The following is a 23,683-nucleotide window of genomic DNA, read 5'->3' on the forward strand; positions in this document are numbered from 1 at the left end:
CTTCACCTACGCGACCGGGTGATTATAGGCCTTTTCGGATGGAGCCGAGCTCGACCGGGGCTCGCGGCGCGCGAGGCGGGTCGAAAAGGTTGATAACGGGGACGGACTTCCACTCCCGTATGGCGAGTGCCCTCGACGAGGATACCCAGCAGTCGCTCGCGGAGGGACGCGAGTCGGCGAAGGCGTTCCTCCGGTCGATCCAGAAGGACCTTCAGAAGGTGTTCGTCGTCTTCCTGCTGGGCTTCCTCGCGACGTTCTGGGCGCTCCGCGTGTACGTCTGGGAGTTCCTGTACACCGTCACGAAGTCGAACATGTCGCCCGCGGTCGCCGCCGAGGCCGACGTCATCGCGACCACCCCGTTCGAGGTGATCCTCCTGCAGGCGAAGATCGGGCTGATCGTCGGCGCGATCACCGCGATCCCGCCGCTGATCTACGTCTCCCGCGACGAGCTCCGCGCCCGCGGCGCGTGGCCGCAGTCGCCGATCCCGCGCTGGAAGCTCGCGGGGATTGCCCTCCTCGGCGGCGGCCTCTTCACCGTCGGCGTCGGCTACGGCGTCTACGCCTTCTTCCCGATCATGTTCTCCTTCCTGGCCGGCTTCGGGCTGGAGGCCGGGATTCAGCCCACCTACTCCATCGTGATGTGGACGGAGTTCATCGTCTTCCTCTCGCTGTCGTTCGGGCTCGCCGGCCAGATGCCGCTGCTCATCACCGGGCTCTCGTACTCCGGGATCGTCCAGTACGAGACGTTCCGCGACAAGTGGCGCTACGCGGTCGTCGCCATCTTCGTCTTCGGCGCGGTGTTCTCGCCGCCGGACCCGTTCACGCAGCTGATGTGGGCGTTCCCGCTGATCGCCCTCTACGGCTTCAGCCTCTACCTCGCGAAGCTCGTCGTGACGGCCCAGCGGAGCTCCGACCGCATCGACGTGCTCGGCGCGGCGCGGAACCACTGGAACGTCGTCGGCGGCGCGGCCGTCCTCGGCGGCGGGCTCGTGTACGCCTTCTACGAGTACGGCGGCCGGACCGCGTTCAACGACCTCCTCCGGCTCGCCAACAGCGACTGGCGCTTCCTCGAACCGGGCGCCGGCCTCGGCGTCGACCCCGCGACCGCCGCGGGGATCTACGCCGCCGTGTGGGCGCTGGCGTTCGTCGCCGTCGCGACGCTCTGGGCCGTCTACGCCGACCTCGACACGACGAGCGCGGGGTACCAGTACGGCGACCCGGCCGCCATCGACGTGGGCGAGCTCGACGCCGCCGGCGTGCGGGCAGCGCCCGCGGCCGCCTTCGCGGAGATGGACGAGGGGGAGTCGCTCTCGCTCGCGCAGGCCGCCATCGACGACGACGACCCGGAGAAGGCGCAGGCGATCCTCGACCGCTTCGACGAGGTGAACGGGGACGGAGAAGACGGCGACGAGAGCGACGACGCGGACGCGACCGGATCGGGCGGCGACGGGGGGGCAGGCGACGCGGGCGGCGCCGGCGGTCAGGGCGGCCAGGGCGGCCTGGTGGGCACGATGCAGGATCGGACCTCCCGCGCGAGCTCGACGTTCCTCTCCGAGCTCACCGACGGCGAGGAGGAAGAGGCCGAAGACGACATCGGCGGCTACTACACGGACCTGAAGTTCATCTTCGACTCGCTGCGCTCGCGGTCGTTCCGGCTCGTGGCCGTCTTCGGGAGCGTGATGGCGGCGGCGTTCACGTGGCTGTACCTCGGCGGCCTCGCGACCGTGCGCAACGACCTCGAGTCGCGTGTTCCGGCCGAGATCGAGGGCGGGATCAACATCATCACGCTCCACCCCGTCGAGGCGCTGATCTTCATGGTGAAGTTCTCGATCCTGCTCGGGATCGTCGCGGTGTTCCCGGTCGCGCTCTACTACGCGTGGCCGGCCCTGCGCGACCGCGGCTTCGTCGCCGGACGGATCTGGAAGGTGTACCTCTGGGCGGGCGCGCTGCTCGGCGGGCTGCTCGGCGGCTTCGCGCTCGGCTACGCCTACATCGCGCCGGGGCTTATCGGCTGGCTCGTGACCGACGCGCGGCTCGCGGACATGGTGATCACCTACCAAGTGAGCGACTTCCTCTGGCTCGTCGTCTACACGACGATCGGGATCGGCTTCCTCGCCGACATCCCGATCCTCATGATCCTGCTGAACAACGCGGGCGTCCCCTACCGCGTCTTCCGGGAGCGCTGGCGCGAGGTCACCGTCGGGATCATGCTGTTCGCGGCGGTGTTCACCCCCGCGGACGTGATCACGATGATCCTCGCGACCCTCCCGCTGATGGCGGCGTACGGGGTCGGCGTGGGGGTCCTGTTCCTCGTCACGTTCGGCGGGCGCCGGAACCTCTCGCCGCCCTCCAGGGTCATCGAGCCCTGACCGGCGCGGGGGTCGATACCGACCGAGCGCCGCCGCGACCGACGAGTATTCCCGCGCGCGCACGCTAAGAGCGGACGAAATGAGCAAGGACTACATCGAGGTCCGCGGCGCCGAGGAACACAACCTCAAGGACCTCGACGTCCGGATCCCGCGCGAGGAGTTCACCGTCGTCACCGGGCTCTCCGGGTCGGGGAAGTCGTCGCTCGCGTTCGACACGGTGTACGCCGAGGGACAGCGCCGGTACATCGAGTCGCTGTCGGCGTACGCCCGCAACTTCCTCGGACAGATGGACAAACCGCAGGTGGAGGCCGTCGAGGGACTCTCGCCCGCGATCTCCATCGACCAGAAGAACGCCGCGAACAACCCGCGCTCGACCGTGGGGACCGTCACCGAACTGCACGACTACCTCCGCCTGCTGTACGCCCGGATCGGCACCCAGTACGACCCCGTCACGGGCGAGGAGGTCGGCGAGCAGTCCGCCCAGGACATGGTGGCGCAGATCCTCGAACTCCCCGAGGGGACCCGCGCGAAGGTCGCCGCACCGGTCGTCCGCGACCAGAAGGGCGCCTTCGAGGACCTGTTCGAGGAGCTCGTGAGCGACGGGTACGCCCGCGTCGAGGTCGACGGCGAGCCCGTCGACCTGACGCTCGACGACCCCGAGCTCGACCAGAACTACGACCACACGATCGACGTGATCGTCGACCGCGTGACCGTCTCTCCCAACGCCCGCTCGCGGATCACCGATTCGGTCGAGACCGCCTTAGAGGAGGCCGGCGGCGCGCTCAAGCTGATCGTCCCGGACCCGCCCGAGGACGTCCCCTTCGCCTCCAACACGCGCTCGACCGGGTCGCTCGCCGAGGACGCCGACGGCGACGACCGGCTGGTCGTGGAGTTCTCCGAGGAGCTCGGCAACCCCAACTCCGACTTCCAGTTCTCCGAGATCGAGACGCGCTCGTTCTCCTTCAACAGCCCGTACGGCGCCTGTCCCGAGTGCGAGGGGATCGGCTCCACCAAGGAGGTCGACGAGGGCCTCGTGATCGAGGATCCCTCCAAACCCCTCAAGCACGTGTTCGAGCCGTGGAGTTACGACCGCACCTACTACTCCCGCCAGCTCGACAACGTCGCCGACCACTTCGGCGTCTCGCTGGAGACGCCCTTCGAGGAGTTAGACGAGGCGATCCGGCGGCAGTTCCTCTACGGCACCGACGACCTCGTCCACTTCGAGTGGACGACGAAGAACGGGACCCGCGAGAAGACCGAGCGCTTCGAGGGCGTCATTCCGAACTTAGAGCGCCGTCACGTCGAGACCGACTCCGAGCGCGCCCGCGACCACATCGAGGAGTTCATGGCCGTGACGACGTGCCCGGAGTGCGAGGGCACCCGCCTGAAAGAGCAGTCGCGGCACGTCCTCGTCGACGGCACCCCGATCACCGAGGTGAACCGGATGTCGATCGCCGACGCGCGCGCGCACTTCGAGGGGATGGAGGCGCGGCTCGGCGAGCGCGACACGACGATCGCCGAGGAGATCCTGAAGGAGATCCGCGCGCGGCTCGGCTTCATGGAGGAGGTCGGTCTGGAGTACCTCACGCTCGACCGCGAGGCGTCGACGCTCTCGGGCGGCGAGAGCCAGCGCATCCGGCTCGCGACGCAGGTCGGCTCCGGGCTCGTCGGCGTGCTGTACGTCTTAGACGAGCCGTCGATCGGGCTCCACCAGCGCGATAACGACCGCCTGCTCGACACGCTCACCGGGCTCCGAGACCTCGGGAACACCCTCGTCGTCGTCGAGCACGACGAGGAGACGATGCGCCGCGCCGACGAGATCATCGACATGGGGCCCGGCCCCGGCAAGCGCGGCGGCGAGGTGGTCGCGCAGGGCGACTTCGACGACATCGTCGCGGCCGACGAGTCGGTCACCGCCGACTACCTCGCGGGCCGGAAGGAGATCCCCGTGCCGGAGGAGCGCCGCGAGCCGGACGGGGAGCTGACGGTGCGGGGCGCCCGCCAGCACAACCTCAAGGACCTCGACGTGTCGATCCCGCTCGGCACGCTGACGACCGTCACCGGCGTCTCCGGCTCCGGGAAGTCGACGCTGGTCCACGACGTCCTTTATAAAGGACTCGCCCGCGAGATGAACGACAACACCTCCGTCGACCCCGGCGAGCACGACGCGATCGAGGGGATCGAGGGGGTCGAGACGGTGCGGCTCATCGACCAGTCGCCGATCGGCCGGACGCCCCGTTCGAACCCGGCGACGTACACCGACGTGTTCGACTACGTCCGTGAGCTGTTCGCGGAGACGAAGCTCTCGAAGCGCCGCGGCTACGAGAAGGGCCGCTTCTCGTTCAACGTGAAGGGCGGGCGCTGCGAGGAGTGCGGCGGTCAGGGAACCGTCAAGATCGAGATGAACTTCCTCTCGGACGTGTACGTCCCCTGCGAGCAGTGCGGCGGGGCGCGCTACAACGACGAGACGCTCGACGTCACGTATAAGAGCGCGACCATCTCCGACGTGCTCGACATGAGCGTCGACGAGGCGTACGACTTCTTCGAGAGCCACCAGGGGCTCCAGCGCCGGCTGAAGCTGCTGAAGGACGTCGGGCTGGGCTACATGGAGCTCGGCCAGCCCTCCACCACGCTCTCCGGCGGCGAGGCCCAGCGCGTGAAGCTCGCCGAGGAACTCGGAAAGAAGGCGACCGGCGACACCCTCTATCTGCTCGACGAGCCGACGACGGGGCTCCACAAGGAGGACGAGCGCAAGCTGATCGACGTGCTCCACCGCCTCGTCGACGGCGGCAACACGGTGGTCGTCATCGAACACGAGCTCGACTTGGTGAAGAACGCCGACCGCATCGTCGACCTCGGGCCCGAGGGCGGCGAGGGCGGCGGCGAGCTCGTCGCGAGCGGGACCCCGGAGGCTGTGGCCCGCGAGGAGGATTCCCACACCGGGCGGTACCTGCGCGACCTGCTCCCCGACGTCGAGATCGCGGGGCCGCGCGACGACCGCCGGAAGCCCGCGGCCGCGGACGACGACTGAACGCTCCTCTCTCCGCACGGGTCGTCCCGCCGTCCGTCCGCGGCGACCCGCACCTTGATACCGCGGCGCGCCGTCGCTCCGAGCGATGCGAGAGATCACGACAGACGACGTGCCGGAGGCCCTCGGTCCGTACTCGCAGGGGATCGTCTCCGGCGATACGGTCCACGTCTCCGGGAAGACGGGCGTGGACCCCGACACGGGCGAGGCCCCCGACTCCGTGGCCGAACAGACGACGCAGACGCTCGAAAACGTCGCCGCGATCCTGGAGGCGGCCGGGACCACCTCGGACGCGATCGTGTCGGCGACGGTCTACCTCACCGACATGGACGACTACGACGCGGTGAACGAGGCGTACCGGTCGTTCCTCTCGGCGCCGTACCCGGCGCGGACGTGCGTCGAGGTGTCCCGGCTCCCCGCGCCGCTCGACGTCGAGATCACGGTCACGGCGGAGCTCGGCGACGACTGAGGGCGGCACCCGGCGAGGCGCGGCCGCGTCGCCGGCGAGCCGGAGGGGGCTCCCGGCTCAGAACTTCTCCAGTAAGTCCCCGTAGAAGTCGGTGTCGCGGTCGCCGGCGAGCTTCTCGACGATGAGCTCCGGCGTCGACCGCGCGAGGTGCCCCTTCTTCGGGGAGCGGTTCACCTGCAGTTCGCCGTCGACGAGCCCCTCGGCCTCGATCCCGTCGACGGCGACGTCGAAGTCGGCGGCGTCGCGGATCTCGCGGGCGAGGTGGGAGACGAAGACGGCGGTCGCGTCCTGGCCGTCGAGCGCTTCGAGGATGCCGGCGATGATCTTCGCGGAGGCGCCGGGCTCCGTGATCGACTCCAGCTCGTCGACGAGGACGAGTCGGCCGTCGGCGCCCTCGACGAGGTCGCCGAAGTCGCGCAGCGTCGCCTCGAACGCGCCCGCGTCGAGGGTGCCCTGCGACTTCGCGTAGTAGTGGACCTCCTCGAAGCGCTCGACGGTCACCGACGCGGCGGGCACGGGCATCCCCATCTGGGCGAGGACGACGACGAGCGCCACGAGGTCGAGCGTGGAGGTCTTCCCGCCGGAGTTGACGCCGGAGAGGAGCGTCGCGCCCGACACGGCGTAGTCGACCGGCTCGGCGTCGGCGAAGTCGACGTCGAGGAGGGGTGAGCGGCCGCCCTCGATCCGGAAGCCCGCGTCGCCGTCGGGGCCCGCGTTCGGCCCGACCACCTCGGGCATGACGCAGTCGAAGTCGCGGGCGAACCGCGCGATCGCGAGCTCGACGTCGAGTTCGAGGGCGTCGCGGACGAGCGCCTCCACCGGCTCGCGGAGGTCGCCGAGGTCGCTCGCCAGCTCCGCCTTCAGCCGGGCGGCCCGCCGGTCGCGCGACGCGGCGAGCTCGGTGCGGAGCCGCGAGACGGCGCTCTCGTCGTGGTCGACCGGGAACGAGGGGTCGTCGCCGAAGACGCGGTCGGCGAGCTCCGCCTCCTCCGGCTCCAAGCGGAGCGCGTCCGCGAGGTGTTCGCGGGCGCGGGCCATCGCCTCGTCGTACTCGTCGGCCAGCTCGCGGTCCAGAAGCGAGTCGACGCGGGCGCCCTGCTCGACTAAGGAGAGGAAGTCGGTCCCCTCGATGGTCACGTCGCGCTCGCGGATCGCCTCCCTGAGGCGGTCGTCGGCGACCGACTCCGCGGTCGACACCGCGGCGTCGAGGTCGTCGACGGCGGCGGTGAGTCGCTCCAGCTCCTCGTCGCCGACGATCGTCCCGTCGTCGTCGAGCCGCGCGAGGGCGTCGCGGAGGGCGTCCGTGTCCGCGGCGGATGAGAGGGCTGCCGCCTCGTGGACCGCCGCGGCCGCCTCCAGCCGCTCGCGGTTCGCGGCGAAGAAGGCGAGCAGGCGCTCGGGGACGGTCTCCGCGGGCTCGTCGAGGGCGTCCGGCCGGACGTGGACGTCGCCCTCGACGTCGAGCCCGGCGAACTCCTCGTCTAAGACGATCACGGTCGCGTACGATCGGGCGAGCTCGGAGACGTCGCGGGCGTTCTCGACGGTCTCGACCGAGAGCTCCGGGACCGCGGACTCAGCGCGGGCGAGCGTCTCGGCGTCGGCGGTCGCGAGACAGCGGTCGCGCACCCGGACCGTCGGCGGGTCCGTCAGGGGTTCGACGCCGGCGAGCGCCTCGCGGACCGCGGGGTCGGGGTCGCGCTCGACCGCCGCCTCGACGAACGACTGCGCCTCGTCGATCCGCGAGGCCGAGGCGCTCGGGTAGAACGTCTCCAGCCGCTTGGCGGCGTAGTCGGTGACGGTGCGCTCGCGCAGCAGGTCGATCGCCTCCCGGTACACCTCGCGGGCGCGGTCGGTCGCCAGCACGCGGCCGTCGTCGCCGTGTCGCCGGCGGATCGCGCCGCGGGCGATCCGGGCCGCGCGGGCCTCGTTGACGCCGGGCGCGCGGGCGATCGCGGCGACGTCGCCCGACTCGACGGTCCCGGCCGGGTCGTCGAGCTCGCGCAGCGCGTCAGCCGTCTTCGCCCCGACGCCGGGGATCGCCTCCAGCTCCATCTACTCGCGGCTATCGCGGCAACGCGCAAAAGGATGGGGGGTCGCCATCGGACCTGGACGAGCGGATTCCGGTCGGCGGATCGGTTTCGAGCCGCGGCCGACGCGCTTTTTCCCGCCGCCCCCGAACGCGGGGCCATGAGCCACCACACCCTCGCCGCCGACGGGGACGAACTCGACCCGGAGACGGCGGCGAAGGCGGCGGCCGCGCGCGACGCCCTCGGCGAGCGCGACGGCGTCCTCGTCGCCTTCTCGGGCGGCGTCGACTCCGCGGTCGTCGCCGCGATCGCGCGCGACGCCCTCGGCGACGACGCGGTCGCGTGCACGGCGCGGAGCGAGACCCTGCCGGCCGCGGAGCTCGACGACGCGAATCGAGTCGCGGGCGAGATCGGGATCCGCCACGAGACCGTGACGTTCTCCGAGCTCGACGACCCGAACTTCGTCGCCAACGACGGCGACCGCTGTTACCACTGCCGGACGATGCGGCTCGGCCGAATGTACGATGCGGCCAAGGAGCTGGGTATCGGCACCGTCTGCGACGGGACCAACGCCGACGACCCCGGCGAGGGGCACCGCCCCGGCCTGCGCGCGGTCGAGGAGCTGGACGTGTTCTCGCCGCTGCTGGACGCCGGAATTTCGAAGGCGGAGGTCCGCGAGATCGCCGAGGCGTACGACCTGTCGGTCGCCGACAAGCCGTCGATGGCCTGCCTCTCCTCGCGGATCCCGACCGGGCTGGAGGTGACCGAGGCGCGGCTGACCCGCGTGGAGAAGGCCGAGCGGGTGCTCCGCGAGTGGGGGTTCGAGGGGTTCCGCGTCCGCGACCACGACGGGCTCGCGCGCGTCGAGATCGCCCCGGACGAGCTGGAGCGCGCGCTCGATCCGGCGTTCGCCGACGCGGTCCACGAACACCTCTCCGACCTCGGCTTCGACTACGTCACCCTCGACATGGCCGGCTACCGGACCGGCAGCGTGAGCCCGGGCGGTGAGGGAGGCGAAGGAGCCGAAGGAGGCGCGGACGGCGAGGGAGGCGAGGAGGATGACGGCGACAGCGATGGGGGCGGCGACCTCGACCTCGGGCGGCAGTACCCGCGCTGAGCGGCGGACGCGTGCGGCCCGTGGTGAGGGGCCACCCGCGTTATCACCCGTGAGAGCCCGACGCGAACGCTTATTAGGAGTGTTGAGGAACCGACAGCTATGAGCGAGGCACAGACGCTCGCGATCATCGCCGGCGGCGTCGGCGGGTCCGTCGGCGCGTTCGTCGGCGTCGCGGTCGGCGGGAGCGCGCTCACGGCGACGCTGACGACGCTCGTCGTCGCGCTGCTGGTCGGCGGGGCGGTCGTCGCGAGCGCGGTCATCGCCGGCGACGTGGCGTTCCTCGCGGACGCCGACGGCGAATAAGTGAGACGGGAACACGGAGTCGCTCGTTTATAAGCGGACAGCTGCGGATCGTCGGTGAACATCTCCAAAGCCCCAGCCTCGAGGGCTCGCGCGGCTCGCTGCGCGCTTCAGTCGCTCGCTACGCTCGCTCCTTGCAGTGCTTGCGTCGCCGTGCTTCGCCCTCGCGGCAGCGAGGCGCTTCGCGCCTCTGGCAGCCGGCGGCAAAGCCGCCGGCGACTGCCCCTTTGAGTCCCATCCCGCACAGCAACCGCAGCCTCACACCTCCCCAACCTCGTCGCTCGCTTCGCTCGCTCCTCCCTCGCGCACGCTCCTCGTGGCCGCCACGGGCGGCCACTCGGAGGCGCGCGCCACCGCGATCCTGAGTTCCGATCGATCACCACCGACACTCAGGGCTACTTATAAATCAGATCGACAGTCAACGGTCCGCGGATCGATCGAAAAACGAGAACGGGACTGCGGCGTCGGACTCGGCGTCCGCCGCGCCTCAGGCGATCTTCTCGTACTGCTCGGAGAGCTTCTCGGCGGCCTCGTCGAGCAGGTCGGCCTCGTACTCGTCGAGGTCCCACTCGACGACCTCCTCGACGCCGTTCGAACCGAGCTTCGCGGGAACGCCGAGCGCGGTGTCCTCGTAGCCGAACTCGCCGTCGAGCACGACCGAGCAGGGGAGCACCTCGCCGGTGTCGTTCAGGATCGCCTCGACCGTGTGCGCGACGCCGGTGGCCGGACCCCACTGCGTAGCGCCCTTCCGGCTGATCACGTCCATCGCCGACTCCTGGAGGTCCGCGAGGATCTGCTCTTTCTCGTCGGCGTCGAAGGCGGGGTCGCGACCGTCCACGCGAACCTTCGAGAAGACGGGCGCCTGCGCGTCGCCGTGCTCGCCGAGGATCGTCGCCTCGACGTTCTTCACGGGCGCATCGAAGCGCTCGGAGAGGACGTAGCGGAAGCGCGCGGAGTCGAGCCGCCCGCCGAAGCCGACCACCTTGTGGCGGTCGCGGTCGCCCGCCTCGTACAGGTGGCGGTTCAGCAGGTCGACCGGGTTCGAGGTGGTGACGGTGACGAAGTCGTCGTTGTGCTCGGCGACGGAGGAGCCGATGTCCTCCATGATGGGCGCGTTGTCGCCCGCCAGGTCGATCCGGGTCTGCCCCTCCTGCCGCGGGATCCCGGCCGTGATCACGACGACGTCCGAGCCGGCGGTGTCCGCGTACTCGCCCTGCCGGACGGTCGTGTTCGAGTCGTAGGCGATCCCGTGGTTCGTGTCGGCCGCCTGCCCAATCGTCGTCTCGCGCTGGTCCGGGATGTCGACGAAGACGAGCTCGTCGACGACGTCGCGCAACGCGAGGTTGTAGCCGGCCGCGGCCCCGACGGTCCCCGCCGCACCGATGACGCTCACTTTTGTCATACCGTCTGAAACCGCGGTCGGCCGGCGAGTAAACGTTTCGGAACCTCGTGATCGGTCGCGTTGGACGGGAGCGGCGGCGGCAGTGCGGGGCGCCGACCGCGCCGAACCGTCGCGAAAACCCTAACTCCCGCGGCCGCGCACTCCCACTCAGTGCCGACGTTCCGCTACCCGTGTCCCGGCTGTCGGACGACCAACAGCCTCCACGACTCCGACTGCGACTTCGAGGGCGTGAGCTGGCCGACCATCGAGAAGGCGTACACGGATCTTCTGACCGTCCTCACCGCCGAGCCCGACGGGATGGCCGAGTCCACGCTGCGCGAGGCGGTCCACGGCGAGTGGGGCGGGCTCCACAAGGCCGCGCTCGACGCCTTGGAGCGCGAACAGCGGGTCGTCGAGGAGGGGGGCCGACTCCGGCTGCTCACCGCCGCCGAGTTCAAGGAGCTAGTCTCCGAGCCGACCCGCGACCCCATGCGGACCGTCTACGAGTACGGCTCCGTCCCGGGCTGCCACGACAACGCCGTCTTCGCGATGGTCGCGTGGTACGAGATGGTCGGGCTCTCGTGGCCCGAGACCCGCGAGAACGTCGTCGAGTGGCTCCGCGAGTCCGGCGCGTGGGACCGCGGCGGCTTCGAGGAGTCGACCCCCGAGGAGCTCGTCGACGCCAAGCGCCACGTGTACGACGAGGGGTACGGCTGGAAGGAGAAGGGACAGTCCGCGAAGCGCGTCATCGAGCGCCACCTGTAGCCCGGTTTAAGTTCCTTCGCGGCGTCTCGCCACCGTGACACACCCGGAGGCCGGCTCGGCGTCGATCGAAGCAGACGCCCTCGACGACGCCGACGTCGCGGCGGAAACCGGCGACGGCCCGCCGCATCCCCCCGCCGTCGCCAACCCGCGGCGCGCGCTCGCGGTCGTGATCGGCGTCGTGTTCATCGATCTCGTCGGCTTCGGGATCGTGATCCCCATCCTCCCATTTTACGTCAGATCCTTCGGCGTCAGCGACGCCTTCATCGGCCTGCTCGCGGCGTCGTACTCGCTCGCGCAGTTCCTCGCGGCGCCCACGCTCGGCCGGCTCTCGGACCGGATCGGGCGCCGACCCGTCCTCCTCGCGTCGCTGGCGACCGCCGGCGTCGCGTGGGTGACGTTCGGTTACGCCGGCGAGTCGGGCGCGCGGTTCGGGACCGCCGCGGCGCTGGGGACGCTGTTCGCCTCGCGGACGCTCGCCGGGGCGATGGGCGGCAACATCGCCGCCGCGCAGGCGTACGTCGCCGACATCACGCCGCGGGACCGGCGGGCGGGCGCGCTGGGGCTCGTCGGCGCCTCGTTCGCGCTCGGCTTCGTCTTCGGCCCGGCGATCGGCGGCCTGCTCGCCGCCGACCCCGTGGTGGCCCGCGCCGACGCCCTCTTCCCGGCGTTCGTGCCGGCGACGGCGTACTCCCTGCCGAGCTTCGCGGCGGCGGGGATGAGCTTCCTCGCGGTCGGCGTGGGGGCCGCCTTCTTGGAGGAGCCGAGGCGGACGCGGCCGGCGGGGGACGCGGACGGCGCCCGGGCCGGGCGGACGACCGCGATCGGCCAGTTCCGCGACGCGCTCGCCTCGGTCGCGCTCCGGCCGCTGACGGTCGCGTACTTCGTCGTCGCCGTCGCGTTCGCGGGCGTGCAGGTGATGTTCATCCCGTACGTCGCGGACGCGTTCGGCTACGACGCGACCGCGGCGGCGTTCCTGCTCACCTACGTCGGCGTCCTCGGCGCGGTGAACCAGGGTGTCCTCGTCGGGCGGCTCTCGCGGATCGTCCCCTCGCGGACGCTCGTCTCGGCCGGGTCGGTCGTCCTCGGCGGCGCGCTCGTCGCCATCCCTGCGACCGGGCTCGTCGACCGGTCGCTGGGGGACGTCGCTCTCGGCGGACCGACGTGGCTCACGCTCCCGCTCGTCGCGCTGCTCGTCGCGCTCGCGGCGCTCTCGCTCGGGAACGCGCTCGTGAACGTCTCGCTCGCGACGCTCGTCTCCGCGTCGGCCGACGACGCGGAACAGGGGGCCGCCTTCGGAGTGACGCAGGGCGCGTCGAGCCTCGGCCGGACCGTCGGCCCGCCCCTGATGGCCGTCCTCTACACCGTCGCCGTCGCGTCCCCGTTCCTGATCGGCGCGCTCCTCCTCGTGCCCGTGGCGGTCGCGTTCGGGCGGTCGGCGAGGTGAGCGGGGGACGAGGTGAGCGGGGAGCGGAGAATCGCCGCGATAGCTTTACGCCGCGCGTCTCCCTCGTGACTGACAGATGCTCGACCTCGTTCCCGCGTGGCCCGCCGTCGGTTCGCTCGCCGGCGGGGCGGGGGCGCTCGGCCTCGCGCTGGCGATCCGCGAACACCGGGGTCGCCCGGGGGTCGACTGGTTCCTCGGCGTGTTCGCCGCACAGGCGACGTGGTGTCTCTCGTACGGCCTCGGCCTCCTCGTCGCGGACCCGACGCTCCGGGCGGTCCTGGAGGGGACGACGTGGCTCGGGATCGTCTGGACCGGGATCGCCTTCCTCGGCTTCGCGCTGGAGTACACCGGCCGGAGCGACGTGGTCCGGAGCCGCCTCTTCGCCGCGGTCGTCGGCTTCGGGCTCCTCTCGACGGCCCTCCTCGCCACGAACCCGCTTCACGGGGCGTTCTGGACCGGGTTCGAGATCGACCCCGCGTTCGGCGTCTCCACGGCCTCGTACGCGTTCGGCCTCTGGGCGTACCTCGTCGTCGCCGTCGAGACCGTGCTCGTCGCCAGCGCCGTCTTCCTCCTCGTCGACACTCTGCTCAGCTACGGCCCGCTGTACCGCCGGGAGAGCGCGGCGGTCGCGCTGAGCTCGCTGCCGCCGGGACTTGCGCTCGTCGCGTGGACGCTGGAGCTCGGGCCGGTGCCGCAGCTCCAGCTCGCCCCCCTGATGTTCGTCCCGCACGTGCTGCTGGACGCGTACGCGTTCGACCGCGCGGAAATGTTCGACCGTAACCCGACGACCAGCCGCGCCGCGGAGCGCACCGCGATCGACGACCTCGCCGACCCCATCGTCGCGCTCGCGCTCGACCGGCGCGTCGTCCGGCTCAACCCCGCGGCCGAGGCGCTGCTCGGCGCCGACGCCGAAACCGCCCGCGACCGCCCGCTGGACGCGTTCCTCGACCCCTCGGTCGGGACGGGCGGGGAAGGCGACGAGGGCGAGGAGGGCGGCGCCCGCGAGACGGTCGAGGTCGACGCCGGCCACGGCGCAGGGCGCCGCACGTACGCGGTGTCGGCCTCGCCGCTGACCGACCCCAGCGGGACGCGCGTCGGCTACACGGTCGTCTTCTCCGACGTGACGGAGCGGGAGCGGCGCCGCCAGCAGCTGGAGGTGTTGAACCGCGTTCTCCGGCACAACCTGCGGAACGACGCCGGCGTCGTCCACGGCTACGGCGGGCTGCTCGCCGACCGCCTCGAGGACCCCGAGCTGGCCCGGATGGCCGACGCGATCGAGCGGCGGTCGGGCGCGCTGGCCGCGCTCGGGGAGAAGGCCGGCACCGTCGAGCGGCTCCTCGCCGACGGGGCGGCGAGCGCGGTCGCCGTCGACGAGCTCGTCGAGGGCGTCGTCGCCGAGACGCGCGAACGCGAGCCCGACGCGACCGTCGAGTTCGACGCGGAGCGGGACCCGGAGGCGGGAGGCGGCGAGCGCGCTTGGGGCTGGACCACCCGCGTGAGGGCCGACGCGCTCCGCGCGGTCGTCGAGAACACCGTCGAGAACGCCGTCGTCCACCACGACGGCGAGGGCGTCGAGCGCGCTGACGGCGGTCCGTGGGTCCGGGTGACGCTCGGGCGGGAGGGCGGCGGGGGTGGGGAGACGGACGGCCCCGCCCGGTTCCGCCTCACCGTCGCCGACGACGGCCCCGGCATCCCCGACCACGAGGTCGAGGCCGTCGAGTCCGGGCGGGAGACCGCGCTCGAACACGGCTCCGGGCTGGGACTGTGGGTGGTCGCGTGGGGGGCCGCAGCGGTCGGCGCCGACGTCGACTACGCCGAGCGCGAGCCGCGCGGGACGGCTGTGACGGTGTCGATACCGGTCGTAAACGAGGAGTGAGAAACCGCGTCCGGCGAACGTCAGAAAGTGTCGCTTTCGACCGTTTCAGCCGCCTCAGTCGCTTTGTATTCTCGGGGCGAGCATGAAAGTAACGTGCCCGAGCCCCTCGGCGAACCCGTAGTGGAGCTTGACGGGGAACTCCTCGCCGAGCTCGATGGTGACCTCGGCGTCGCCGGGGATCGCCTTGTTCATGTCCTTCAGGTAGTCGAGGCTGAACAGGGAGTCAGCGGGGCCGGCGGTGAGCGCGATGAGGTCCTCGCGGGTGAGCTCGAGGTCGACGTCGTCGGTGTCGCCCTCGGCCTCGATGAAGAACGCCTCGTCGGTCTCGTCGACGCGCAGGCGGATGTGGTCCGAGACCATGTCGGCGGCCTTGATCCCGCGGTCGATCTGGGCGCCCTCGACGACGATCTCGGCGGCCAGGTCGAGGTCCGGGATGTCCGGCTCCTGGCGGATGGAGTCGGGGTCGATGAGCGCGAGGGTGTACGAGAGGCCGTCGATCTCGATGTGGAGCTTGCGGGTCTCCTCGTCGAGTTCGAGGTGGATCAGGTCGCCGGAGTTGGCCATGCCGGCGATGTCCTCCAAACGGGCGAGGTTGACGCCGATGACGCCGCCGTCGGCCTCGTACGACTCGAACGCCGCGGCTTCGAGCGTCAGGTCGACCATACCCACGTTGGCGGGGTCGACGGCGCGGATCGAGAGCTCCTCCTCGTTCAGGCGGATCTTACACTCGTCGACCAGCACGCTCACCGAATCGAGCGCGTCCTGAAACGTCGACGCGCCCACGATGGCCTTGAACATATACGTTCGGCTAGGGCGGTATCACCTAAAAAGGCACCCGATCGGACCGTCACGGAAACGCTCAAAGCGACCGGATGAGGCGGGCGACGACGACCGCGAGCGTCGCCAGCGCCCGCCACAGGCGGAGCCGCTCGAGCCGGTACGCGAGAGGCTCCTCGTCGCCGTCGTCCGCGTCCGGATCGTCAGGCGGATCGACCCCGTCCCGGGACTGGGGCGGCGCCGGCCCGGTCGCGGGCGGTTCCTCGCCGCGATCGCGCGAGTCGCCGTCGCAATCTCTGGGATCGTCGCCGCGGTCCCGCGAATCGTCGCCGCGATCCCACCGGTCGTCGCTGTGCTCGGTCTCCGATTCGACGATCGGTTCCCTCGTCGGGGGCGCGGGTATCTCGTCGTGCATGGAACTCGCGGCCGGAGGGCGGCCGCACACGACGGTACGGAGTTAATTTATAAATATTCGAGCCGAATCCAAAGTGGAACTGAAAGTCGTCGGCCCGCCGCGGGGAGTCGGCCCGCGGGGAGTCGACCGCGCCGGGTCGGGCGCCCTCGGCGACGCGCTCAGATCAGCGGTTCGACGATCTCGCGGCCCTCGGCGAGCAGCTCGTCGACCGCCTCCTCGCCGTCGGCCTCGGCGTACACCCGGAGCTTCGGCTCCGTTCCGGAAGGGCGCACGAGCAGCCACGAGCCGTTCTCTAAGAGGAGCTTGAACCCGTCGAGCGTGACGACCTTCGCGACCCCGTGGCCGCACACCGACTCGGGGATGTGGTCTTCCAGCTCGTCGAGGACGCCCGCCTTGCGATCGTCCGGGCAGTCGAGCGACACCTTGCCGGCCGCGATGTGGCCGTGCTCGTCGAGGAGGCGGTCTACGCGCTCGTCGAACGGCTCCGCGGCGTGGGTGCCCGCGGCGAGCAGCGACATCAACACGCCGTCCTTCTCGCGGACGTGGCCGCGGAGGGTGAAGCCGCCGGACTCCTCGCCGCCGAACAGCGCGTCGTGCTCCCCCATCGCCTCGGCGACCCACTTGAAGCCGACCGGGGTCTCGTACACTTCCTCGCCGTGCGCCTCGGCGATGCGGTCGACGAGGAACGTCGTGGAGACGGTCCTGACGGCGGGCCCGGCGTCGTCCTCCAGCAGCCGGTCGTAGCAGGCGGCGTAGAAGAGGTTCGCGTCGAGCACGCCGCGCTCGGGGGTGACCACCGCGATCCGGTCGGCGTCGCCGTCGTTGGCAACCCCGAGGTCGACGTCGCTGTCGGGGTCGGTGACGCGGTCGGCCAGGGCTTCGAGGTGCTCCGCGCTCGGTTCGGGCGAGTCGCCGCCGAACGTCACGTCGCGCTCGCAGCGGAGCCGGACGACTTCGGCGCCGGCCGACTCGAGGAGCGCGTCGGTGACGCCGCGCCCGCTCCCGTGCATCGCGTCGTACGCGACCGTGAGCCCGTCGAGGTCGGCGCCCACGAGCTCGCGGGCCGCGTCCGCGTGGGCACTCACGAGGTCGACACGGGAGATCTCGCCGCGCTCGGCCTCGGGGAGGAGGTCGGGCTCGGCGAGCCGGTCGACCACGTCCTCCGTGACGTCCGGGAGCGCGGGCGCGCCGTCGTGCGGGATGAACTTCACGCCGTTGTACTCGGGCGGGTTGTGCGAGGCGGTGACCATGCAGGCCCCCGCCAGCCCGCGGTCGACGATGGCGTACGCGATCACCGGGGTGGGGACGTCGCGCTCGGGGAGGATGACGTCGAAGCCGTTGCCGGCGAGGACCTCGGCGAGGCTCTCGGCGAACCCCTCCGAGGTCTCGCGGGCGTCGTAGCCGACCGCGACCGGCTCGTCGTGACCCGCCGCGTCGAGGTGATCGGCGACCGCCTGCCCCACGATCCGCACGCGCTCGTCGGTGAACGTGTCGAGCGTCGCCCGCCAGCCGTCCGTGCCGAAGGAGATCTGGTCCATGTCGACACCGTCGGCGGCGGGGACAATAAGGTCCGGTGCCGGTCGCGAACCTTGCGGGCCCCAGACGGGACTCGTCGCGCTTTTGCGCGCGCGGGTCGAAGGACGGGCATGACTCGAATCGTCGCCGTCTCCGGGAGCCGGAGCGCGGACAGCACCACGCGGGCCGCGCTGAACGTCGCGCTCGACGCCGCGGCCGACGCCGGCGCGGAGACCGGAATGATCGACCTCGGCGCGGTCGACCTCCCGCTGTACCACCCGGACGAGGACGCGCAGGGCGACAGCGAGGCGCTGACGCGGCGGGTGCGCGAGGCCGACGGCGTGATCGCCGGGACCCCCGTCTACCGCGGCTCCTACTCGTCGACGTTCAAGAACTTCCACGACTTCTGCGGCTCCACGGAGTACGAGAACACCGCGGTCGGCCTGCTGGCGACCGCCGGCGGCGGCTCCTACGGCGGGACGCTCGAACACCTCCGGTCGACGTTCCGGAACGTCCACGCCTGGACCGTCCCCCACGAGGTCGGGATCCGCGGGGCGTCGGGCGTCGTCGACGAGACGGGGATCCGCGACGACGACGTTCGGCGGCGCACGGAGCGGCTCGGCCGGGTCGTCACGGATCACGCGGTGCGACTGCGTCGGTAGCGCGGTAGCGGCGGTAGCGGCAGCGCTCTCGCCGCCCCGACGCCGACCCGCCGCCCTTTTGACCGCCTCGCGCTTACGGCGCCCATGACCGAACCGGGTGACGACGACCGTGTCCGCTAACCGGAAGGGCGACCGCCGCGAGCGCGAGCTGGTGAACGCCCTCGACGAGGCCGGGTTCGCCGTGATGCGCGCGCCGGCCAGCGGCGCCGCGACCGAGCGGGAGCTCCCTGACGTGCTCGCCGGCGACGGCGAGACGTTCTACGCCATCGAGGCGAAATCGAGCGCGGGCGACCCGATCTACCTCACCGGCGAGGAGGTGGAGGCGCTCCTCTTCTTCGCGCGGAACTTCGGCGCGAAGGCGCGGATCGCGGTGCGGTTCGACCGCGAGGACTGGTACTTCTTCCACCCGGGCGACCTGTACACCACCGACGCGGGGTCGTACCGCGTGAAGAAGGAGACGGCGCTCGCCGACGGCACCGACTTCCCCGAGTTCGTCGGCGAGACGGAGAAGGTGACGCTCGGCGAGGTGGGCGAGGAAGGCGGAGGCGACGGGGTCGATCCCGAACTCGAAGAGCGCCGGGAGATCCTGACGGCGGTGCGGGACGGGCACATGCCAGTCGAGGACGCGCTCGACGTGTTATGACGGTCCGAAACGCGGGAGAGGCGCGCCCCCGGACCCACTCGCTTATCCCTCGCGGCGCCGAACTCCCACGCGAATGAGCGAGGAGTTCGTCCTGCTCGAGCCCGACGACCAGCCCGGCGACGAGTGGGAACAGCTGGACGTCTCCGACACGGAGGCGGACCGGATCGCCCGCCGGCAGGACCGGGAGTTCGACGAGTTCCGCAAGCGGATCAAAGACACCGAGCAGTTCAAGCTCCAGGAGTCGGTGTTCGACGACGCGACGCTGGCAGCGGTGTACAAGCTCGTGCAGGACGGCTACGTCGACGCCTTCGGCGGGCCGGTGTCGACGGGGAAGGAGGCGAGCGTCTTCGAGGCGCTCGGCGGACAGGCGGGCGAGCGACCGGAACCGGGGTCGGCTGCCGCCGGCGGCGGGCCGGATGGCGTCACGCCGGAGCGCGAGGTCGCCGTGAAGGTGTACCGGATCAACTCCTCGAACTTCCGGCAGATGCGCGACTACCTCGAGGGCGACCCGCGGTTCGAGGGGATCGCGAGCGACAAGAAGGCGGTCGTGCTGGCGTGGACCCGCAAGGAGTTCGCGAACCTCAAGCGGGCGCGCAAGGCCGGCGTGCGCGTCCCCGAGCCGATCGCGGTCCAGCGGAACGTCCTCGTGATGGAGCTGGTCGGCCACGCCGAGGACCGCGCCCGGCGGCTGAACGAGGTCGACGTGGAGAACCCGGAGACCGCCTACGAGGTCGTCCGCGAGTACATGCGCCGGCTCTACCGCGCCGGCCTGATCCACGGCGACCTCTCGGAGTACAACATGATCATCCACGACGGCGAACTGGTGATCATCGACCTCGGGCAGGCCGTGACGGTCCACCACCCGAACGCCGGGGAGTTCCTCCAGCGGGACTGCGAGAACGTGGCGACCTTCTTCACCCGGGAGGGGATCGACGTCGACCCCGACGACCTCCGCGCGTACGTGACGGAACCGGAACCCGATCCGAGCGGGGAGCCAGAGCCCGACCCGAGCGGGGAGCCAGAGCCCGACCCGAGCGGGGAGCCGGAGTCGGGCGGGGAAGCTGGCACCGAGCCAAACGAGTAGATCTCAGCGCTTCGGCGCTGAACCGCCGAGTATCCCCCGTCACGCGACCACACACCCGGAGCCGGCGGACACGCTTAAAAGGCTTCGCCGGGTATTCCGACGTATGCAACACGTGACGGTTCCGCAGGACCGTATCGGCGTCGTCATCGGCGCCGGCGGCGAGACGATGCGGGAGATCGAAGAGCGGGCGAACGTGCGGATCGACGTCGACTCGGAGTCGGGCAGCGTCGCCATCGAAGAGCGCGACGACCCCGTGGCCGCGATGGTCGCGCCGGACGTGATCAAGGCGATCGGACGGGGGTTTACCCCGGAGACGGCGCTGTCGATCCTCGACCACGACCTCCGGACGCTCGATCTGATCGACCTCTCGGAGCACACCCGGAACGACAACGACCTCCAGCGCAAGAAGGGTCGTATCATCGGCGAGAACGGACGGACCCGGGAGCTGCTGGAAGAGCTGTCGGGCGCGAACGTCGTCGTCTACGGATCGACGGTCGGCGCCGTCGGCCAGCCCGAGGAGCTGGAAGTGGTGCGTCGGGCCGTCGGGATGCTGCTGGACGGCGCCCCCCACGGCGCGGTGTACTCGTACTTAGAGCGGATGTCGAACGAGCTCGACGACGACGTGAGCTTCAACGCGCCGGGGTAATCGAACGCGTTCCTCGGTGTCGCGGTTGGCGTCGTTATTTGTTTATATGCATCTGTTACCGGCGGTTCGGTGAAGACCGGCAAAGCCCCAGGCGCGATTCCCGCTCGCGATGCTCGCGGGAATCGCGACTACCCCTTTGAGTCCCGCCCCGCTCCGCACGGCACCGCACCTCAGGCCTCCCCAGCCTCGTCGGCCGCCCTCCGCTTCGCTCCGGGCGACCGACTCCCTCGCACCGGCGGTTCGCGGCCCTCCAGGCCGCTCACCGGGGCACGCCACCGCGCTTCTGTTATAAATGCCTACGCTCCGGCTCTCGATCTGTTATTCTATATAAACACCCGTGATAACGAGCCACATACCGGGCGAATACCGGCCACCGTGGTGCGGTTTCGCACGACCTGAACGAAGGGTTTATATAGAATCACAAACAATCAGAGGTTGTAATGTCACAGCGCCAGCGGATGGGCAATCAGCCCATGATCGTACTTTCTGAGGAGTCGCAGCGAACTTCCGGAAAGGACGCTCAGAACATGAACATCACGGCCGGCAAGGCGGTCGCGGAGTCCGTCCGCACCACGCTCGGCCCGAAAGGGATGGACAAGATGCTCGTCGACTCCGGCGGGTCCGTCGTCGTCACGAACGACGGCGTCACCATCCTGAAGGAGATGGACATCGACCACCCGGCGGCCAACATGATCGTCGAGGTAAGCGAGACGCAGGAGGAGGAGGTCGGCGACGGCACCACCTCCGCGGTCGTGGTCGCCGGTGAGCTCCTCGACCAGGCCGAGGAGCTCCTCGACCAGGACATCCACGCGACGACCCTCGCGCAGGGGTACCGTCAGGCCGCCGAGAAGGCCAAGGAGATCCTCGAGGAGGACGCCATCGAGGTCTCCGAGGACGACTACGACACGCTCGTCGAGATCGCCCAGACGGCGATGACGGGCAAGGGCGCCGAGAACGCGAAGGACCTCCTCGCCGAGCTCGTCGTCGACTCCGTCCTCGCGGTCAAAGACGACGACGGCATCGACACGGAGAACGTCTCCGTCGAGAAGGTCGTCGGCAGCTCGATCGACCAGTCCGAGCTCGTCGAGGGCGTCATCGTCGACAAAGAGCGCGTCGACGAGAACATGCCCTTCGCCGTCGAGGACGCGGACGTGGCGCTGTTCGACGGCGCCATCGAAGTGAAGGAGACGGAGATCGACGCCGAGGTCAACGTCACCGACCCCGACCAGCTCCAGCAGTTCCTCGACCAGGAAGAAGAGCAGCTCCGCGAGATGGTCGACCACCTCGTCGACATCGGCGCCGACGTCGTCTTCGTCGGTGACGGCATCGACGACATGGCCCAGCACTACCTCGCGCAGGAGGGCATCCTCGCCGTCCGCCGCGCGAAGTCCGGCGACCTGAACCGTCTCGCCCGCGCGACCGGCGGCCGCGTCGTCTCCAACCTCGAGGACATCGAGTCGGACGACCTCGGCTTCGCCGGCTCCGTCGCCCAGAAGGACATCGGCGGCGACGAGCGCATCTTCGTCGAGGACGTCGAGGAGGCGAAGTCCGTCACGCTCATCCTCCGCGGCGGCACCGAGCACGTCGTCGACGAGGTCGAGCGCGCCATCGAGGACTCGCTCGGCGTTGTCCGCACGACGCTGCTCGACGGGCAGGTCCTGCCCGGCGGCGGCGCCCCCGAGGCCGAGCTCGCGCTGCAGCTCCGCGACTTCGCCGACTCCGTCGGCGGCCGCGAGCAGCTCGCAGTCGAGGCGTTCGCCGACGCGCTGGAAGTCGTTCCGCGCACCCTCGCCGAGAACGCGGGTCTCGACCCCATCGACTCGCTGGTCGACCTCCGCTCCCGCCACGACGGCGGCGAGTTCGGCGCCGGTCTCGACGCCTACACGGGCGACGTGATCGACATGGAGGCCGAGGGCGTCGTGGAGCCGCTCCGCGTCAAGACCCAGGCCATCGAGTCCGCCACCGAGGCGGCCGTCATGATCCTCCGCATCGACGACGTCATCGCGGCCGGCGACCTCAAGGGCGGCGGCTCCGACGACGGCGGCGACGAGGGCGGCCCCGGCGGCGCGCCCGGCGGCATGGGCGGCGGCATGGGCGGCATGGGCGGCATGGGCGGTGCGATGTGAAGTTCGGATAGGACACACCACCCCCATACCGACCGCAGCCGCTTCGCCGAACCGACCCGCCGACCGACCGTCGCGCGCCCCTTCGGGCCTCGACGACGCGCGATTTTTATCGACGACTGACCGCGGAGCCGGCGGCTCGTCGCCCGCGACGCCGACCCGTTCGTCTCACCCGTCACGAGCCGAGCGGTCGTCCGACCGACACGACGATAACACCGGTGTCACCACCCGACACGAGGGTTCGCGAGCCGTTAAGTGTCGTCCGCTCCTCGGATCGAACACGAGACGGACCCCGGCCGCTCTCGACGTGGACTCGCCCACGGAGAGGCGCACCGCGGTCCCGATTCGCGTTCACTTCACCATGCCACAGCAGAAAGCCGACTACGCAGACGACACGACGATCGACGACGCGCTCGACCAACTTCCCGACGACGAGACCGTCGAAGCGGCGGTCGCAAACCTCGAGGCCAACGGGTTTGATGTCGTCGTCGTCGACTCCGCGGACGAGGCGCTGGAGGCGGTCGAAGCGCAGATCCCCGCGGGCGCGTCCGTGATGAACGGTCACTCGACGACGCTGGAGGAGATCGGCTTCGACGACCTCCTGAGCGAGGGCGACCACGAGTGGGAGAGCCTCCCGGACGAGATCTGGGGCATCGACGACGACGCCGAGCGACAGGCCGCGCGCCGGAAGGCCCAGACGGCGGACTACTTCCTCGGCGGGATCAACGCGATCGCGGAGACGGGCGAGCTCGTCGCCGCCGACCTCTCCGGCAGCCGAGTCGGGGCGTACCCGTTCGCCGCCGGCAACGTGGTCATCGTCAGCGGCGCGAACAAGATCGTTCCCACCCTGGACGACGCGCTCGACCGGCTGGAGTCGGTCGCGTACCCGCTGGAGAACGAGCGCGCACAGGAGGCGTACGGGGTCGAGTCGTCGATCGCGAAGCAGCTCATCTACCGACAGGAAGCCGAGGAGGGTCGAACGACAGTCGTCCTCGTGCGCGAGCAGCTCGGGTACTGAATCCGGGCGGTCGTCCGACTCCGC

Annotated in this window: 19 protein-coding genes; 14 read left to right on the forward strand and 5 right to left on the reverse strand. The window is 70.7% G+C overall.

From position 1 onward, the window contains the following. The first annotated feature begins 119 nt into the window (after positions 1–119). The 3 genes from FGM06_RS07010 to FGM06_RS07020 all read left to right on the forward strand — a co-directional run bounded on the left by FGM06_RS07010 (position 120) and on the right by FGM06_RS07020 (position 5,866). On the forward strand, positions 120–2,369 hold the full coding sequence (locus tag FGM06_RS07010; protein WP_144798388.1) for a twin-arginine translocase subunit TatC: 2,250 nt from the start codon (positions 120–122) through the stop codon (positions 2,367–2,369). A 79-nt stretch (positions 2,370–2,448) separates the two neighbouring features. Next, a complete protein-coding gene (uvrA, locus tag FGM06_RS07015; RefSeq protein ID WP_144798389.1) occupies positions 2,449–5,400 on the forward strand; it encodes an excinuclease ABC subunit UvrA in 2,952 nt (983 codons plus the stop codon). Positions 5,401–5,485: 85 nt separating this feature from the next. Then, a complete protein-coding gene (locus FGM06_RS07020) occupies positions 5,486–5,866 on the forward strand; it encodes a RidA family protein (RefSeq protein ID WP_144798390.1) in 381 nt (126 codons plus the stop codon). 57 nt (positions 5,867–5,923) lie between these two features. On the opposite strand, the gene FGM06_RS07025 is transcribed toward FGM06_RS07020, so the two are convergent. After that, positions 5,924–7,918, reverse strand: coding sequence for a MutS-related protein (locus FGM06_RS07025; protein ID WP_144798391.1), 1,995 nt, complete (start codon positions 7,916–7,918; stop codon positions 5,924–5,926). 135 nt (positions 7,919–8,053) lie between these two features. On the opposite strand from FGM06_RS07025, the gene larE reads away from it, so the two are divergent. After that, a complete protein-coding gene (gene larE, locus FGM06_RS07030) occupies positions 8,054–9,010 on the forward strand; it encodes an ATP-dependent sacrificial sulfur transferase LarE (RefSeq protein ID WP_144798392.1) in 957 nt (318 codons plus the stop codon). Between the two features lie 99 nt (positions 9,011–9,109). Beyond that, on the forward strand, positions 9,110–9,313 hold the full coding sequence (locus FGM06_RS07035) for a hypothetical protein (protein ID WP_144798393.1): 204 nt from the start codon (positions 9,110–9,112) through the stop codon (positions 9,311–9,313). Between the two features lie 484 nt (positions 9,314–9,797). On the opposite strand, the gene mdh is transcribed toward FGM06_RS07035, so the two are convergent. Beyond that, positions 9,798–10,712, reverse strand: a complete 915-nt coding sequence (mdh, locus tag FGM06_RS07040; RefSeq protein WP_144798394.1) for a malate dehydrogenase — start codon at positions 10,710–10,712, stop codon at positions 9,798–9,800. 150 nt (positions 10,713–10,862) lie between these two features. Between mdh and FGM06_RS07045 the strand changes: the two genes are divergently transcribed. From FGM06_RS07045 to FGM06_RS07055, 3 genes are all read left to right on the forward strand, one after another. Further along, positions 10,863–11,456 (forward strand): DUF7474 family protein, encoded by a 594-nt coding sequence (locus tag FGM06_RS07045; RefSeq protein ID WP_144798395.1) that lies wholly within the window; start codon positions 10,863–10,865, stop codon positions 11,454–11,456. A gap of 34 nt (positions 11,457–11,490) precedes the next feature. Continuing rightward, the gene (locus FGM06_RS07050; RefSeq protein WP_144798396.1) at positions 11,491–12,900 is read left to right on the forward strand and encodes an MFS transporter; all 1,410 of its coding nucleotides are present in this window, start codon (positions 11,491–11,493) and stop codon (positions 12,898–12,900) included. A 76-nt stretch (positions 12,901–12,976) separates the two neighbouring features. Then, positions 12,977–14,776, forward strand: coding sequence for a histidine kinase N-terminal 7TM domain-containing protein (locus tag FGM06_RS07055; RefSeq protein WP_144798397.1), 1,800 nt, complete (start codon positions 12,977–12,979; stop codon positions 14,774–14,776). Between the two features lie 54 nt (positions 14,777–14,830). Here FGM06_RS07055 and FGM06_RS07060 read toward each other — a convergent pair whose 3' ends face one another. The 3 genes from FGM06_RS07060 to FGM06_RS07070 all read right to left on the reverse strand — a co-directional run bounded on the left by FGM06_RS07060 (position 14,831) and on the right by FGM06_RS07070 (position 17,506). Further along, positions 14,831–15,574: a DNA polymerase sliding clamp gene (locus FGM06_RS07060; protein ID WP_144798398.1), complete on the reverse strand. Its 744-nt coding sequence runs from the start codon at positions 15,572–15,574 to the stop codon at positions 14,831–14,833. Positions 15,575–15,635: 61 nt separating this feature from the next. Beyond that, positions 15,636–15,968: a hypothetical protein gene (locus FGM06_RS07065; protein WP_144798399.1), complete on the reverse strand. Its 333-nt coding sequence runs from the start codon at positions 15,966–15,968 to the stop codon at positions 15,636–15,638. 158 nt (positions 15,969–16,126) lie between these two features. Then, on the reverse strand, positions 16,127–17,506 hold the full coding sequence (locus FGM06_RS07070) for a phosphoglucomutase/phosphomannomutase family protein (protein ID WP_144798400.1): 1,380 nt from the start codon (positions 17,504–17,506) through the stop codon (positions 16,127–16,129). A gap of 108 nt (positions 17,507–17,614) precedes the next feature. Between FGM06_RS07070 and FGM06_RS07075 the strand changes: the two genes are divergently transcribed. The 6 genes from FGM06_RS07075 (at position 17,615) to FGM06_RS07100 (ending at position 23,659) form a co-directional block, all read left to right on the forward strand. Further along, a complete protein-coding gene (locus FGM06_RS07075; protein WP_144798401.1) occupies positions 17,615–18,145 on the forward strand; it encodes an NADPH-dependent FMN reductase in 531 nt (176 codons plus the stop codon). A 97-nt stretch (positions 18,146–18,242) separates the two neighbouring features. After that, positions 18,243–18,788 carry a Holliday junction resolvase Hjc gene (gene hjc / locus FGM06_RS07080; protein WP_144798402.1) on the forward strand — a complete coding sequence of 182 codons (546 nt, stop codon included), beginning with the start codon at positions 18,243–18,245 and terminating at the stop codon, positions 18,786–18,788. A gap of 73 nt (positions 18,789–18,861) precedes the next feature. Further along, on the forward strand, positions 18,862–19,872 hold the full coding sequence (gene rio1, locus FGM06_RS07085) for a serine/threonine-protein kinase Rio1 (RefSeq protein WP_144798403.1): 1,011 nt from the start codon (positions 18,862–18,864) through the stop codon (positions 19,870–19,872). 103 nt (positions 19,873–19,975) lie between these two features. Further along, a complete protein-coding gene (locus FGM06_RS07090) occupies positions 19,976–20,518 on the forward strand; it encodes a KH domain-containing protein (protein WP_144798404.1) in 543 nt (180 codons plus the stop codon). 473 nt (positions 20,519–20,991) lie between these two features. Beyond that, positions 20,992–22,644 carry a thermosome subunit alpha gene (gene thsA / locus FGM06_RS07095; RefSeq protein ID WP_144798547.1) on the forward strand — a complete coding sequence of 551 codons (1,653 nt, stop codon included), beginning with the start codon at positions 20,992–20,994 and terminating at the stop codon, positions 22,642–22,644. Positions 22,645–23,002: 358 nt separating this feature from the next. Next, a complete protein-coding gene (locus tag FGM06_RS07100; RefSeq protein ID WP_144798405.1) occupies positions 23,003–23,659 on the forward strand; it encodes a lactate utilization protein in 657 nt (218 codons plus the stop codon). Positions 23,660–23,683: the final 24 nt, after the last annotated feature.

Origin of the sequence: Halorubrum depositum (assembly GCF_007671725.1) — an archaeon.
GTDB lineage: Archaea > Halobacteriota > Halobacteria > Halobacteriales > Haloferacaceae > Halorubrum > Halorubrum depositum.